The organism is Brevundimonas sp. UBA7838 (assembly GCF_002500885.1).
Taxonomy (GTDB): Bacteria; Pseudomonadota; Alphaproteobacteria; order Caulobacterales; family Caulobacteraceae; genus Brevundimonas; species Brevundimonas vesicularis_C.
This window is the reverse complement of sequence record NZ_DLTK01000108.1, coordinates 12,539-24,990: the sequence shown is the minus strand read 5'-3', so window position 1 is coordinate 24,990 and position 12,452 is coordinate 12,539. Positions and strand designations below refer to the sequence as shown.

Here is a 12,452-nt window from a genome sequence, read left to right as displayed (position 1 = left end):
CCTGTCTTAGAAAGCCGCCATGACCCGATCCGCCGCCCTCGCCGTCACGCTCGTCGCCGGGGCGGCGGCCTTCACCTCACCGGCCCTGGCGGCCCCAACCCTGGCGGACCCGGCCCTGCTGGCGCATCAGGCGCCGCTGGCCATCGACATGGCGGCGACGGCCTGGATCCTGACTTCGACGGCGTTGGTCCTGCTGATGACCCTGCCGGGTCTGGCCCTGTTCTACGGCGGCATGGTCAGGAAGAAGAACATCATCAGCGTCGTCGCCCAGTCGGCGACCGCCTTCGCCATCGTCTCGGTCCTGTGGTTTCTGGTCGGCTACAGCCTGTCGTTCGGCAAGGGACCGGAGGCGATCAACGGCTTCATCGGCGGGGTGCAGGCCGCCTTCCTGAACGGCGTCACCGCCCGGACGGCCCATAGTCTGCTGCCCGGCCTGCCCGAACTGCTGTTCGTCAGCTTCCAGATGACCTTCGCCATCATCACCCCGGCCCTGATCGCCGGCGCCTTCGCCGAGCGGATGAAGTTCTCGGCCAGCCTGCTGTTCTTCGGCTTGTGGCACCTGATCGTCTATGCGCCGATCTGTCACCAGGTGTGGGGCGGCGGCTGGCTGGGCGGACTGGGCGTGCTCGACTTCGCCGGCGGTGCGGTCGTCCACGTCAACGCCGGGATCGCCGGCCTGGTCTGCGCCCTGGTGCTGGGGCCGCGTCACGGCTTCGGGCGCGACAACATGGCCCCCGCCAACCTGGTCTATAGCGCCATCGGCACCGGCCTGCTGCTGGTCGGCTGGCTGGGCTTCAACGCCGGATCGGCGGGCGCGGCGGATGCGCTGGCCGCCACCGCCGCCTTCAACACCATTCTGTCCGCCGGGAGCGCCGCCCTGGGCTGGATGACCCTCGAATGGTTCGACCGCAAACGCCCGACCTTGCTGGGCCTGCTGTCGGGCGTCGTCGGCGGTCTGGTCGCCATCACCCCCGCCGCCGGCTTCGTCGATCCCAAGGGGGCCTTCTTCATCGGCCTGATCGGCGGCCCGGCCTGCTATGCGGGCGCGGTCTGGCTGAAGCACGCGCTGAAATACGATGACAGCCTGGACGCCTTCGGGGTTCATGGCGTGGGCGGCATCGTCGGCGCCCTGCTGACCGGCGTCTTCGGCACCACGACCGTCAACGCCCTGTCGGAGGGGGCGACCGTGTGGAAACAGGCCGTCGGCCTGGTCGGCGTCATCGCATGGAGCGCGGCGGGCACCTTCGTCGTCCTGATGATCTGCAAGTTCACCACGGGCCTGCGCGTCACCAAGGACGAAGAGGTCGAGGGGCTGGACTATACCCAGCACGGCGAGGCCATCCACTGACCCCACAGGCGCTGCCGGTTGATCCCGCCCTCGCCAGCCCCCATCTTCATCTGTGACGGACGGTCTTGCCGATTGCGGGAGACCGGCTGCTCGGTCGCTGACGCAAGGACCCCAGATGACGACGACGCGCACCCTCTTGTTCGACAGCCCCTTTCTGCTGGGCTTCGACCACACCCGCGCCCTGATCGACCGCGCCGCCAAGGCCGCGGCCGAAAGCTATCCGCCCTACAATGTCGAACAGATCGGCGATGCGGGCGTCCGCATTAGCCTGGCCGTCGCCGGGTTTGCGCCGGACGAACTGGCCATAACCCTGGAAGCCCGGCAGCTGACCATCGCCGGCAAGCGCGACGATGCGGGCAAAAGCGAACAGGCCTTTCTGCACCGCGGCATCGCGGCGCGTGGCTTCGTTCGCAACTTCGTCCTGGCCGACGGGCTGGAGGTCGAGGGCGCCCGACTGGAGCACGGCCTGCTGCACGTCGACCTGATCCGGCCCGAGGCCGAACGCCAGGTGCGGCGGATTCCCATCACGGCCGGCTGAAAACCACAGCCATTCGAACCGCCCGGCGATCCGGGCGTTGTCAAATATGAAGGAGGCGGTCCTAATGACGCCGATGACGATGACCAAGGAAGACTTTGCCGGACTGGGCGCCCCCGACCTCGTCTATGTGCGCGAGATCAAGGCCTCGGACCTGCTTGAAGAGGCGGTCGAGATCAAGGACGTGGATCTGAACCCCGGCCAAATGCTCTATGCCGTACACAGCGCCGACGGCGAGCGTTTGGCGGTCATGATCGACCGCGACACCGCCTTCGCCGCCGCCGTGGCGCATGAGCTGGAGCCGGTTTCCGTTCATTGATCTGATAGATGGCGGCGCGCAGGCGCCGCCGTTCAGGCCGCCGTCGCGGCCGTGCCGTCCTTGACGAACAGGGCGCGGATCGCATCGGTCGTGCGCGCCTGTCTGAGCTGCTCTCGCAGTTCGGGCGACCGCAGCGCGCGCGATACCGCCGCCAATGCGCGCAGATGCTCGGCGCCGGCCTTGGGCGGCGCGAAAAGGCCGACGATCAGATCCACCGGCCGGTCGTCCACCGCATCATAGGCCACAGGCGTATCCAGTCGCACGAACACCGCCGTCACCTTCTCGACCTCGGTGAGGCGCGCGTGCGGCACCGCGACCCCAGATCCCAGCCCGGTCGATCCCAGCGTCTCGCGTTCCATCAAGGCGTCGAAGATGCGGGCTTCGTCGAGGCCCAGCGCATACGACGCCGCCTCGGCCAGGGCATGAAGCGCCTGTCGCTTGGACGACGCGCCGCTGCGCAGCACCACGCCCTTGCGCGCGAGCAGATCACCGATGTCCATTACACAACCTCGATACACGCAGCAGACAACGGCGCGGCCGCCCGTTTAGAGACAACCGCGCCGAAGTCAAACTGAGGCTTAGTTCACCGAACCGTTGGACTTGGCCGTCCGTTCGGGATCGATCCATCCCACATTGCCGTCCGGACGACGATAGACGACCGCTAGACCACCGTGGGCCGCATTGCGGAACAGCACGACCGGATAGCCCGTCATGTCCAGCTCCAGCACAGCCCGTCCGACTGTGATGGTGCGGATTTCGTGCTCGGTCTCGGCGATGACCATGCCCACCGGCGGCGGGCCGTCGTTCTCGCCGGTGTCGCCGAAGACGTCGTCCTCCACGCTGTCGGGATCACGCAGCACGATGCTGCGTGCGACTTCGCGGGCGGCGTTTTCGGTCTTCTCGGGCGACAGACCCTTGGGTCCGATGTGGTGGTCCTTGAGCCGGCGCTTGTAGCGGCGAACCCGCTTTTCCAGCCGATCCAGCGCCTCGGTGAAGGCCGAGTGGGCGTCACCGCCCATTCCGGTCGTCACCAGGGTCTGGCCCGACGCGAGGCGGACCCAACAGTCCACCTTGAAGTTGTGGCCGTCCTTGGACACCACGACCTCGGCGTCTTCACCGCCTCGGGCGAAGTATTTTCCGACCCCGTCTTCGAGTTCCTGGGAGATGCGCGAGCCTAACGCTTCGCCGACATCCACTTGCTTGCCGCTGACTTGGACTTGCATGCCGATAGAACGCGCCCGACCCGATTTGGTGTCAATCCAGATCACCGATTTGTGGTCACGCTTGGCTATGGATGTCAGCGGGTCTTCATCATCCGGCGGCGCTCGACCGAGGACGGAATCCTCAAGGCTTCCCGATATTTGGCCACGGTGCGGCGGGCGATGTCGATGCCCGTTTCCTTCAGGATTTCGACGATCCGGTCGTCGGACAAAACGTCACCCTCAACCCCTTCGCTGTCGATCATGGATTTGATCTTGTGACGGACGGCTTCGGCCGAATGGGTCGATGCCCCGTCCACCGACTGGATGGCGGCGGTGAAGAAGAATTTCAGCTCGAACACGCCCCGCGGCGTGGCGATGTATTTGTTCGAGGTGACGCGGCTGACGGTCGATTCGTGCATGCCGATGGCGTCGGCGACGGTCTTCAGATTGAGCGGCCTCAGGAACTCGACGCCGAAGGCCAGGAAGGCGTCCTGCTGGCGCACGATCTCGGATGAGACCTTCAGAATGGTCTTGGCCCGCTGATCCAGCGACTTGACCAGCCAGTTGGCCTGGGCGGCGCAGTCGGCGACGAAGGTCTTTTCGGTATCCGATCGCGCGCCGGCCTGAACCAGGCCGTGATAGCGTTTGTCGACCAACAGGCGCGGCAGGGTGTCGGCGTTCAGCTCGACCCGCCAGCCGCCGGCGGGATCGGGCCGCACATGCACGTCGGGCACGACCGTCTGGGCCGGCTCGCCGCCGAAGCCTGCCCCCGGACGCGGCGTCAGCGCCCGCAGTTCGGCGATCATGTCGGTCAAATCCTCGCCATCGACCTCGCAGGCGCGGCGCAGGCCCGCCAGATCGCGCTTGGCCAGCAGGTCCAGGTTGTCCAGCAGCGCCGCCATCGCCGGATCGAACCGGTTGCGCTCGATCAGTTGCAGCTTCAGGCATTCCGGCACCGACCGCGCCATGATCCCGGTCGGCTCGAAGCCGTGACAAACGCTCAGCACCGCCTCGATCCGCTCCAGCGGCACGCCCAGCCGGTCGGCGAATTCGGTCAGTTCCCCCCGCAGATAGCCGCCCTCGTCGGTCGCATCGATCAGGGTCAGGGCGATGCCGTGGTCGGCCGGCGACAGGCCCGCGCTCGACGCCTGGGCCTGAAGATGTTCCCACAGGGTCAGCTCGTGCGCGTCGGGCCGCTCGCCCTCGCCTTCGAACATCTGGCCGCCCTTGCCGGCGCTGGACCAGTCCGACAGGCCCGGCTGGGCTTCGTCAGTCATCCGGTCGCTGGTGCGCTCGCCCGGCGCGGCGTCGCCATAGACATCGTCCGAACCCGCATCCATGCCGGACACAGCCTCATGGCCGACCCCGTCGCCGAACGACATTTCACCGTCCGCCGTCGCCTCGACGCGCTCGACCGGCTCGGGCGCGTCGCCCTCCGGCTCCTCGCGTTGTAGCAGCGGATTGCGTTCCAGCTCGGCCTCGACGAAATCCTCCAGCTCGAGGTTCGACAGTTGCAGCAGCTTGATCGCCTGCTGCAGCTGGGGCGTGATGACCAGCCCCTGCCCCTGCCTGACCTCTAACCGTTGCCCGATCACGTTCGAAATCTTCCCGCCCGGCCGCCGAGTGGCCCGGAACTTGCTGGGACAGGATGTCGCCGAACCGGTTAACGCGAGACGAACGCGCTTTTTGTCTCCTCCTGTTCGCGCAACGATGGGGAGGTGACGCGGCGCTTTTCGCGCCGTGACGGAGCGGCTCTTCACCGTCTTGAAAGCGCCGGTGGGACTCACTGAGCCCCTCCACCGCTAATCGTCAGATGTAGTTTTCGCCCAGATACACCCGGCGCACTTCGGCGTCGTGGATCGCCTCGTCGGACGTGCCTTCGAACAGCACCGCGCCGTTCGAGATGATCGATACCCGGTCGGTGATGTCCAGGGTCTCGCGCACATTGTGGTCGGTGATCAGCACGCCAATGCCCTGGCTGGCCAGATAGCGGATCACGGTGCGGATGTCGGCGATGGCGAGGGGGTCGATGCCGGCGAAGGGTTCGTCCAGCAGCATGAAGGACGGACGGCCGGCCAGCGCCCGCGCGATCTCCACTCGCCGACGCTCGCCGCCCGAGAGCGCCGTGGCTCGCGCATGGCGTAGATGGTCGATGTGCAGTTCGTTCAGCAGCCGGTCGGTCTCGGTGCGGATCTGGTCGCGCGGATAGTTCAGCTCGACCACCGCCTTGACGTTCTGCTCGACCGTCATGCCGCGAAAGATCGAGGCTTCCTGCGCCAGATAGCCCAGGCCCATGCGGCTGCGCTGATACATCGGCTGGCCGGTGATGTTCTCGCCGTCCAGCCAGATCGCGCCCGAATCCGGCGGGATCAGGCCGGTGATCATGTAAAAGCAGGTCGTCTTGCCGGCCCCGTTGGGACCCAGCAGGCCCGCGACCTCGCCGCGCTGCACCGTCAGGGACACGTCGCGCACCACCTGACGCTGGCCGAACGACCGGGCCAGGTTCATCACCCGCAGGCCCTTTTCCGCAGGCGCGGGCGCCACGGCGACCGGTTGCGGCCGCTCATCCAGGTTCAGGGCTGACAGTTCCTTGCGCGCCAAATGCTCAGGTCCGTGACGGCCAGACGGCCTCAGTTCGAGTTGGGATAGAAGACGCCCTGCACGCGGCTTCCGGCGGCGCCGCGCGGCGCGCCGTCCATGCGGGCAGTTTCGGTGTTGATGTTGTAGACCAGGCGCGAGCCGGTCAGGACGTTCTTGCCCTGGGTCAGGATGACGTTGCCCGTTACCACGATCTCGCCGTTGCCCAGATTATAGACGGCGCGGTCGCCGCGCATCGACTGGTCGGGCGTCACGAAATAGACGGTGCCGCTGGCCTCGGCGCGTTGCAGATCGCCGCCCTCTCCGCTGACCAGGGTCAGGGTGTCGGCGCGGAAACGGTTGCCGCCCTGCGTCGCCTCGGCCCGGCCGCGCAGGATGATGCGATTGGGGGCGTATTCGACCGAGTCTGCGCCATAGGCGACGGGCTGATTGGTCGCCTGGGCCTGCGCGTCAACCAAGGCCGGCATGCCCACGACGGCGGCCGCCGCGACGACAGCCAGCGCCTTCGAAATCTTCGTCACGATCATCCGCCTGACCCCTTGGGCGTCAGAACGCCCTTCACCTTGTTGTCGCCTGCGCCGTCGAACACGACGCGCTGTCCCTGATCGTAGATCGCATAGGACGATGCGTTGATGGTTCCAATAGGGCCGGAACCCTGAACGCCCTTTGAACCGGTGACGTTTCCGGTCGAGGTGTCGACCACCGCCTCGGGCGTGGTCAGGACGAAGCCCGTGCCGCCGTCCGAAATGCGCACGTTCGGGCCGATCGTCACCGTCTTGGCCTGCTCGTCATAGATGCCGCCGTCGGCGGTCAGTTCGGTGACCTTGCGCCCGCCCAGGTTCAACTTCAGCGCCGGGCCGATCAGTTTGAACTTGCCGGTATTGGGGTCGCGCACGGCGCCCTGGGCGCCGACGGTGAAAGCGCGGCCTTGCGCGTCCTGACCGTGGAACAGGGGGGCGTCCAGGCGAACTTCCTGGCTCTGGCTGGCCTTGCGCTCCACCCCCGATATGACGGTGCGGAACACAGTCCAGGTCAGGGCGCCGCCCGCCAGCACCAGGATGATGATCGGCAGAACGCGGCGATACAACTTCACCCGCCGCGAGCGCGCACGCCAGCGCGCGCCGGCCAGGGCGACCCTGGCCTCGTCGGCCTCGATGCGGGACTGTTCGCCGTGTTCGGTCAAGCGCGCCTCAGCTGTGGGCGAAGATGTCGGTCTCGTCCCAGCCGGCCAGGTCGAGCGCCGACCGCGTCGGCAGGAAGTCGAAACATTCAGCGGCCAGTTCGGTTCGCCCTTCGCGCGCCAGCATCATATCCAGCTTGGCCTTGGCCGCGTGCAGATAAAGGACATCCGACGCCGCATAGTCCAGCTGCGCCTGGCTCAACGTCTCGGCGCCCCAGTCCGAGGACTGCTGCGCCTTGGACAGGTCCACGCCCACCGTCTCGCGCACCACGTCCTTCAGCCCGTGCCGGTCAGTGTAGGTGCGCGCCAGCTTGGAGGCGATCTTGGTGCAATAGACCGGCCGCGTCTCGACGCCGAGGTGCAGCAGGAACATGCCGATGTCGAACCGGCCGAAATGGAAGATCTTGGTCACCGCCGGATCGGTCAGCACCCGCTTCAGGTTCGGACAGTCATAGGCGGGCCGGTTCAGCCGCACGACATGGGCGTTTCCGTCGCCCGACGACAGCTGCACCACGCACAGCGGATCGCGGCGGAAGCGCAGGCCCATCGTCTCGGAATCGATGGCGACCTCGGACCCCAGGTCCAGATCGTCGGGCAGGTCGCCCTCATGCAGGTAAACGGTCATGCTCAGGCTCTTACACGGCGAACGCGGCGCGCGAAACGGGCAAGCTCAACCACGAACGGGCCTCAAGCAGCGGGGCGGCGCGCGCGAGGCGATAGGCCAAAACAAAGAAAGCGCCGCACCGTTCGGTGCGACGCTTTCTGAAAGATGGTGCCCAGAAGAGGACTCGAACCTCCACGGCCGTTAAGCCACTGGCACCTGAAGCCAGCGCGTCTACCAATTCCGCCATCTGGGCCCCGTCGGCAGCGCCTTGCGGCGTTTCCATCGGGAAGGCGCGGACCTCTAAGGGAGGCTCCGGGCGGGGTCAACAAGGATTTTTCGCCTTTGCGAGATTTCTTGCGCGCGCGGCGCGGCAAGCCTGGCCGCGCATCATTTTCGATCCGCGTTCGGCGGTGACTTAATGAGCGCTAAGCCTGTTTTCTAACCCCGTCTTGAGTCCAGGTCGCCTAGAAGCGCCTGATGGCGAACCCGTTTCTCAGCCCCTCTGCGCCAGAGCGCTTCGTCCCGGAGCGCCGCGCCCGGCCGCGCGCGCCGTTCCGCCAGAACCGCCGCGCCCACGAGCGGGTGACGATCCTTGGTCAATCGATGGATCTGGTGAAGCCGGAAGAGGTGCTGCACCACATTCAGCAGGCGGTGCGGCAGGGGGCAAAGAGCCTGATCGCCAATCACAATCTGCACAGCCTGTATCTGATGCAGAAGCGACCTGAACTCGGCGCCTTTTACGACAAGGCCGATCTGATCGAGGTCGATTCGACGCCGCTTTTGGCATTCTCGCGCGCCCTGGGTCTGCACAGCCGGGGCTTTCATCGCTGCACCTATCTGGACTGGCGCGACCATTTCTGGAGCGTGGCGAACCGTCAGGGCTGGCGGGTCCTGTCCGTCGGCGGCGCGCCCGGCGTCGGCGACGAGGCGGCGCGCCGGCTGAAGCTCCGCTATCCGGACGCCGACATCGCCATCCACCACGGCTTCTTCGACGCCCGGCCCGGTTCGTCCGAGAACGCCGCCGTCCTGGATCGGATCACGGCCTTCCAGCCCCATATCCTGTTCGTCGGCATGGGCATGCCGCGCCAGGAACTGTGGATCGACGACAACTTCGAGCGCCTGCCCGATTGCGTCATCCTGTCGGTCGGCGCCGCCTTCGACTATGAGGCGGGAGTTCAAAGCGCGGCCCCGCGCTGGATGGGACGCGCCGGCATCGAATGGGCCTATCGCCTGCTGCACGACCCGAAACGGCTGTTCGTCCGCTACTGCGTCGAGCCCTGGACGCTGCTCCCTCTGGCCCTGCGCGACATCGGCCAGGCCAGGGGTCGCAGCCGCTGATCACGTTATTCCTACTGGCCAGATAGATATTTATCGCCATGATCCCTCGGACCGCCGCGTGTTATCGACAGCGACGGAAACGGAAAACGGGGGTGCGCGTGCCGCAGCAGAATGGACCGCATGTCGCCATCGTCGGCGCGGGTTTCAGCGGCCTGCTGACCGCCGTCAATCTGCTGAAGGCCTCGCGCGATGTGCGCGTCACCCTGATCGAACGGCGCGGCGTTTTCGGTCCCGGCACCGCCTATGACACCGGAAATCCCGGCCATCTGCTGAACGTCCGCCTGGACAATATGAGCGCCTTTCCCGACCAGCCCAGTCACCTCGCCGACTGGCTGGCCGAACAGCCGTCGTGGCGCGCCCAGGACGGCTTCATCACCCGCGGCGTCTATGGCGACTATCTTCAAGCCCTGCTGGACGAGGCGCTGGACGACGCCCCCGACCGACTGAACCTGATCGGCGCCGAGGCTCAGTCCATCGATCGCCAGGACGACGGCTGGCGTATCCTGACCAGCGACGGACAGATCGCGGCCGATCAGGTCGTGCTGGCGCTGGGCAATCTGGAGCCCGCCTCGCCCCCCGGCGTCGAGGACGCGTTGCGCGCCTCCCCTGCCTATGTCGAAAACCCCTGGCGGTTCGATCCTCAGACGGCGCGAGACGCCCGCAACGTCCTGCTGATCGGTTCGGGCCTGACGATGGTGGATGCGGCCATCACCCTGCGCCGGCCCGGACGCCGCCTGACCGCCCTGTCGCGTCACGGCCTCCTGCCCCGCTCCCACGCGACCGTTCCGCCCACGCCCTATGTCGGCGCGTTTTCGGGCAGCCCGGCCGAAATCCTGCGCCAGATCCGCGCCGCGACAGCCGAGGCCAATTGGCGCGCCGTGTTCGACCGCCTGCGCCATTCCGCGCGCGACATTTGGCGCGGCTGGTCGCGGGTGGAGCGCAGCCGCTTCCTGGGCCATCTGCGCCCCCTGTGGGATGTGCATCGCCACCGCCTGTCGCCCGGTCCGGCCCGCGACATTCATTCCATGCTGGCCGGCGGCGAACTGACGATCCTGGCCGGCAAGCTGACCGAGTTGAAGGCGACCGACGTCATCGAGGTCTCGTGGCGTCCACGCGGAAAAAAGCGCGCCATCAAGGAGCGGTTCGACCTGGTCGTGAACTGCACCGGGCCCCTGGGCGTGATCTCAAAGAGCACCGAACCGATGATCCGCGACATCCTCGACAAGGGTTATGGTCGCCCCGACCCCTTGGGCCTGGGCCTGCAAGTCGATGACGAGGGCGGTCTGCTGGACGGGGCGGGCGCCTCCGCGCGGGGCCTTCACGCCATCGGCCCCCTGACGCGCGGCGCCTTCTGGGAGATGACGGCCGTGCCCGACCTGCGCGGCCAGGCCCGCGATCTCGCCGCCCGTATCCTGTCGGACCGCCCCTAGACCGGAACAACCGACGCGTTTAGCCTTCACACCCGAAACGATCAGGGGCGATGACATTGGAGGCAAGAAGAGGCATCGGCCTACTGGTGGCGGTCCTGTCGCTGGGCCTGACGGCCTTTACGCCTCAGAGCGTGTCGGACTATCGGCTTGTCTCTGCCGACAAGGTGCGCATCGACGTCTTCGGCGAGGCAGCGCTGGGCGGCGAGTTCGTGATCGACGCCAACGGCCGGATCGCCCTGCCCCTGATCGGCGAGGTCCAGGCTGCTGGTCTGACAGGCGCCCAGCTTCAGGACGCCGTCGCTCACGCCTTGAGCCAGGGCTATCTGAACCAGCCGCGCGTCACCGCCCAGGTCCTGACCTATCGGCCGATCTACATCCTGGGCGAGGTCAATCGGCCAGGTGAATACCCCTATCTGCCGGACCTGACGGTGTTGAACGCCGTGGCGACGGCACAAGGCTTCACCTATCGCGCCAATACGCGCCGTGTCTTCGTGCGTCGCGCCGGATCACAGGTCGAAGAAGCCCAGCCGCTGACCGCCGATGCGCGTGTTTCGCCCGGCGACACCCTGCGAATCGGCGAACGCTACTTCTGACCTGCCGTCAGATCGGCATCGCCATGATTTCCTTATAGGCGGAAATCACCTGATCGCGGACCGAGATCACGGTCTCCAGGGACGCCTCGGCCGAGCTCAGCGCCGTGACCACGTCGATCAAATTGCCCTGGCCCTGAACCGAGCGGGTCATCTGGGTTTCGGCCGCGCGCGACTGCTGGGTCATGTCGGTCATGGCGTTCTTGACCAGGTCGGCGAAGCCGCCGTCCCCAACGCCGGGCGCCTGGGCTGCTGTCGGCATGGCGCCGCCCTGAACGGCGGCATAGGCCTTGGCGGCCATCATCGGATTCATGGCCTAGTCCTCAGCGTTTGATGATGTCGAGGGTGCGGCTGTCCATCGACCGCGCCGCCTCGATGACGTTCAGATTGGCCTCATAGGCGCGCTGCGCCTCGCGCATGTCCATCGCCTCGACCAGGGTGTCGACATTGGGCCGCATCACATAGCCCTGCGCGTTCGCGGCCGGGTGCGACGGGTCATAGTCCATCTTGAAGTCGCCCTGGTCAGGCCGCACCTCGGCCAGGGTGACGCCGGTCGCCCCATCGACCTCGCGCGCCTGGAAGACCGGGATCTGGCGGCGATAGGGCTCGCCGCCCGGCGTGCGCGCCGTCGACTGGGCGTTGGCGATGTTTTCGGCGATCACGCGCATGCGCGACTGCTGCGCCTTCAGGGCCGAGGCCGCCACCGCCATGGCGCTGTTCGAAGGGGGGATGGGATCAGGCATGGGTCAGTCCTTCTCGGCCATCGGCCTCAGGCGCCCGGCCGCTTGGCGGCCATGCGGATCATGGACATGGATTTCTGGTAGAAGCCGATGGCGGCGTCATAGGCCATGCGGCTCTCGGCCATCTTCAGCATCTGCTCTTCGACCACCACCGAATTGCCGTCCAGCGTGGTCTCCGAATCGGGCGCCTTGGTCGGGGCGAACCGCACCGGCGAACCGGCCGGCGCGATATGGGCCGCATTGGTGCGCACCATCTGCAGCCCCCCGCCCGAGCGCATGGCGGCGGCGAAGTCGGTCGGCTGTTTCAGGTCGCGCCCGACGAAGCCCGGCGTATCGGCGTTGGCGACGTTCTCGGCGATGACCCGCTGGCGGGCGTCCAGCCAGCCCAGTCGGCCCTTGATCTGCCCCAGCAGCGGTATGTCGGCGACGCCCATGGCGGTCTCCCGTGCGACGCAAATGCGCGCGATGGGCAGAAAATGCCGCCTGGATGGTTAATAGGGGGTTATCTCAACGGGTCGTTAACCGTGCTAGTTAACATTCAGGGTCTAAGCGCGGACTGCGCGGGGCC

General features: G+C 66.9%; 16 protein-coding genes and 1 tRNA gene. 6 read left to right on the top strand and 11 right to left on the bottom strand.

The genetic code is table 11. The features are described 5' to 3' along the window. Positions 1-19 precede the first annotated feature (19 nt). From B3T77_RS09915 to B3T77_RS09905, 3 genes are all read left to right on the top strand, one after another. Positions 20-1,348, top strand: a complete 1,329-nt coding sequence (locus B3T77_RS09915) for an ammonium transporter (RefSeq protein WP_292079227.1) — start codon at positions 20-22, stop codon at positions 1,346-1,348. Positions 1,349-1,463: 115 nt separating this feature from the next. Beyond that, on the top strand, positions 1,464-1,886 hold the full coding sequence (locus tag B3T77_RS09910) for an Hsp20 family protein (RefSeq protein WP_292079226.1): 423 nt from the start codon (positions 1,464-1,466) through the stop codon (positions 1,884-1,886). 64 nt (positions 1,887-1,950) lie between these two features. Then, entirely contained in the window at positions 1,951-2,202 is a 252-nt protein-coding gene (locus B3T77_RS09905; protein WP_017506777.1) for a DUF1150 family protein, read from the top strand. 32 nt (positions 2,203-2,234) lie between these two features. Here B3T77_RS09905 and B3T77_RS09900 read toward each other — a convergent pair whose 3' ends face one another. From B3T77_RS09900 to B3T77_RS09865, 8 genes are all read right to left on the bottom strand, one after another. Further along, the gene (locus tag B3T77_RS09900) at positions 2,235-2,702 is read right to left on the bottom strand and encodes a PTS sugar transporter subunit IIA (protein ID WP_292079205.1); all 468 of its coding nucleotides are present in this window, start codon (positions 2,700-2,702) and stop codon (positions 2,235-2,237) included. A gap of 78 nt (positions 2,703-2,780) precedes the next feature. Beyond that, positions 2,781-3,425, bottom strand: a complete 645-nt coding sequence (gene hpf, locus B3T77_RS09895; RefSeq protein ID WP_055754032.1) for a ribosome hibernation-promoting factor, HPF/YfiA family — start codon at positions 3,423-3,425, stop codon at positions 2,781-2,783. 74 nt (positions 3,426-3,499) lie between these two features. Next, entirely contained in the window at positions 3,500-4,999 is a 1,500-nt protein-coding gene (rpoN, locus tag B3T77_RS09890; RefSeq protein ID WP_292079202.1) for an RNA polymerase factor sigma-54, read from the bottom strand. Between the two features lie 214 nt (positions 5,000-5,213). Beyond that, positions 5,214-6,005: an LPS export ABC transporter ATP-binding protein gene (gene lptB / locus B3T77_RS09885; RefSeq protein ID WP_292079201.1), complete on the bottom strand. Its 792-nt coding sequence runs from the start codon at positions 6,003-6,005 to the stop codon at positions 5,214-5,216. Between the two features lie 29 nt (positions 6,006-6,034). Then, positions 6,035-6,529 carry an LptA/OstA family protein gene (locus B3T77_RS09880; protein WP_055754030.1) on the bottom strand — a complete coding sequence of 165 codons (495 nt, stop codon included), beginning with the start codon at positions 6,527-6,529 and terminating at the stop codon, positions 6,035-6,037. Then, complete coding sequence (lptC, locus tag B3T77_RS09875) at positions 6,526-7,185, bottom strand: LPS export ABC transporter periplasmic protein LptC (protein WP_292079198.1); 660 nt, start codon at positions 7,183-7,185, stop codon at positions 6,526-6,528. Before lptC ends, B3T77_RS09880 begins: the two co-directional genes overlap by 4 nt. A 7-nt stretch (positions 7,186-7,192) precedes the next feature. Beyond that, positions 7,193-7,807, bottom strand: a complete 615-nt coding sequence (locus B3T77_RS09870; protein WP_153923049.1) for a ribonuclease D — start codon at positions 7,805-7,807, stop codon at positions 7,193-7,195. A 145-nt stretch (positions 7,808-7,952) separates the two neighbouring features. Beyond that, positions 7,953-8,039 (bottom strand) — tRNA-Leu (locus B3T77_RS09865). A gap of 224 nt (positions 8,040-8,263) precedes the next feature. Here B3T77_RS09865 and B3T77_RS09860 point away from each other — a divergent pair. The 3 genes from B3T77_RS09860 (at position 8,264) to B3T77_RS09850 (ending at position 11,147) form a co-directional block, all read left to right on the top strand. Continuing rightward, entirely contained in the window at positions 8,264-9,124 is an 861-nt protein-coding gene (locus B3T77_RS09860; protein ID WP_292079194.1) for a WecB/TagA/CpsF family glycosyltransferase, read from the top strand. A 98-nt stretch (positions 9,125-9,222) separates the two neighbouring features. Continuing rightward, on the top strand, positions 9,223-10,554 hold the full coding sequence (locus tag B3T77_RS09855; protein WP_292079191.1) for an FAD/NAD(P)-binding protein: 1,332 nt from the start codon (positions 9,223-9,225) through the stop codon (positions 10,552-10,554). Positions 10,555-10,604: 50 nt separating this feature from the next. Next, positions 10,605-11,147 (top strand): polysaccharide biosynthesis/export family protein, encoded by a 543-nt coding sequence (locus tag B3T77_RS09850; RefSeq protein WP_292079189.1) that lies wholly within the window; start codon positions 10,605-10,607, stop codon positions 11,145-11,147. Positions 11,148-11,154: 7 nt separating this feature from the next. Here B3T77_RS09850 and B3T77_RS09845 read toward each other — a convergent pair whose 3' ends face one another. The 3 genes from B3T77_RS09845 to flgB are packed head-to-tail and all read right to left on the bottom strand — an operon-like array spanning position 11,155 to position 12,318. After that, positions 11,155-11,457: a flagellar hook-basal body complex protein FliE gene (locus B3T77_RS09845; RefSeq protein WP_045809720.1), complete on the bottom strand. Its 303-nt coding sequence runs from the start codon at positions 11,455-11,457 to the stop codon at positions 11,155-11,157. A 10-nt stretch (positions 11,458-11,467) separates the two neighbouring features. After that, the gene (gene flgC, locus B3T77_RS09840) at positions 11,468-11,887 is read right to left on the bottom strand and encodes a flagellar basal body rod protein FlgC (protein ID WP_409514546.1); all 420 of its coding nucleotides are present in this window, start codon (positions 11,885-11,887) and stop codon (positions 11,468-11,470) included. 26 nt (positions 11,888-11,913) lie between these two features. After that, positions 11,914-12,318, bottom strand: coding sequence for a flagellar basal body rod protein FlgB (flgB, locus tag B3T77_RS09835; RefSeq protein WP_017506835.1), 405 nt, complete (start codon positions 12,316-12,318; stop codon positions 11,914-11,916). Between the last annotated feature and the right edge of the window lie 134 nt (positions 12,319-12,452).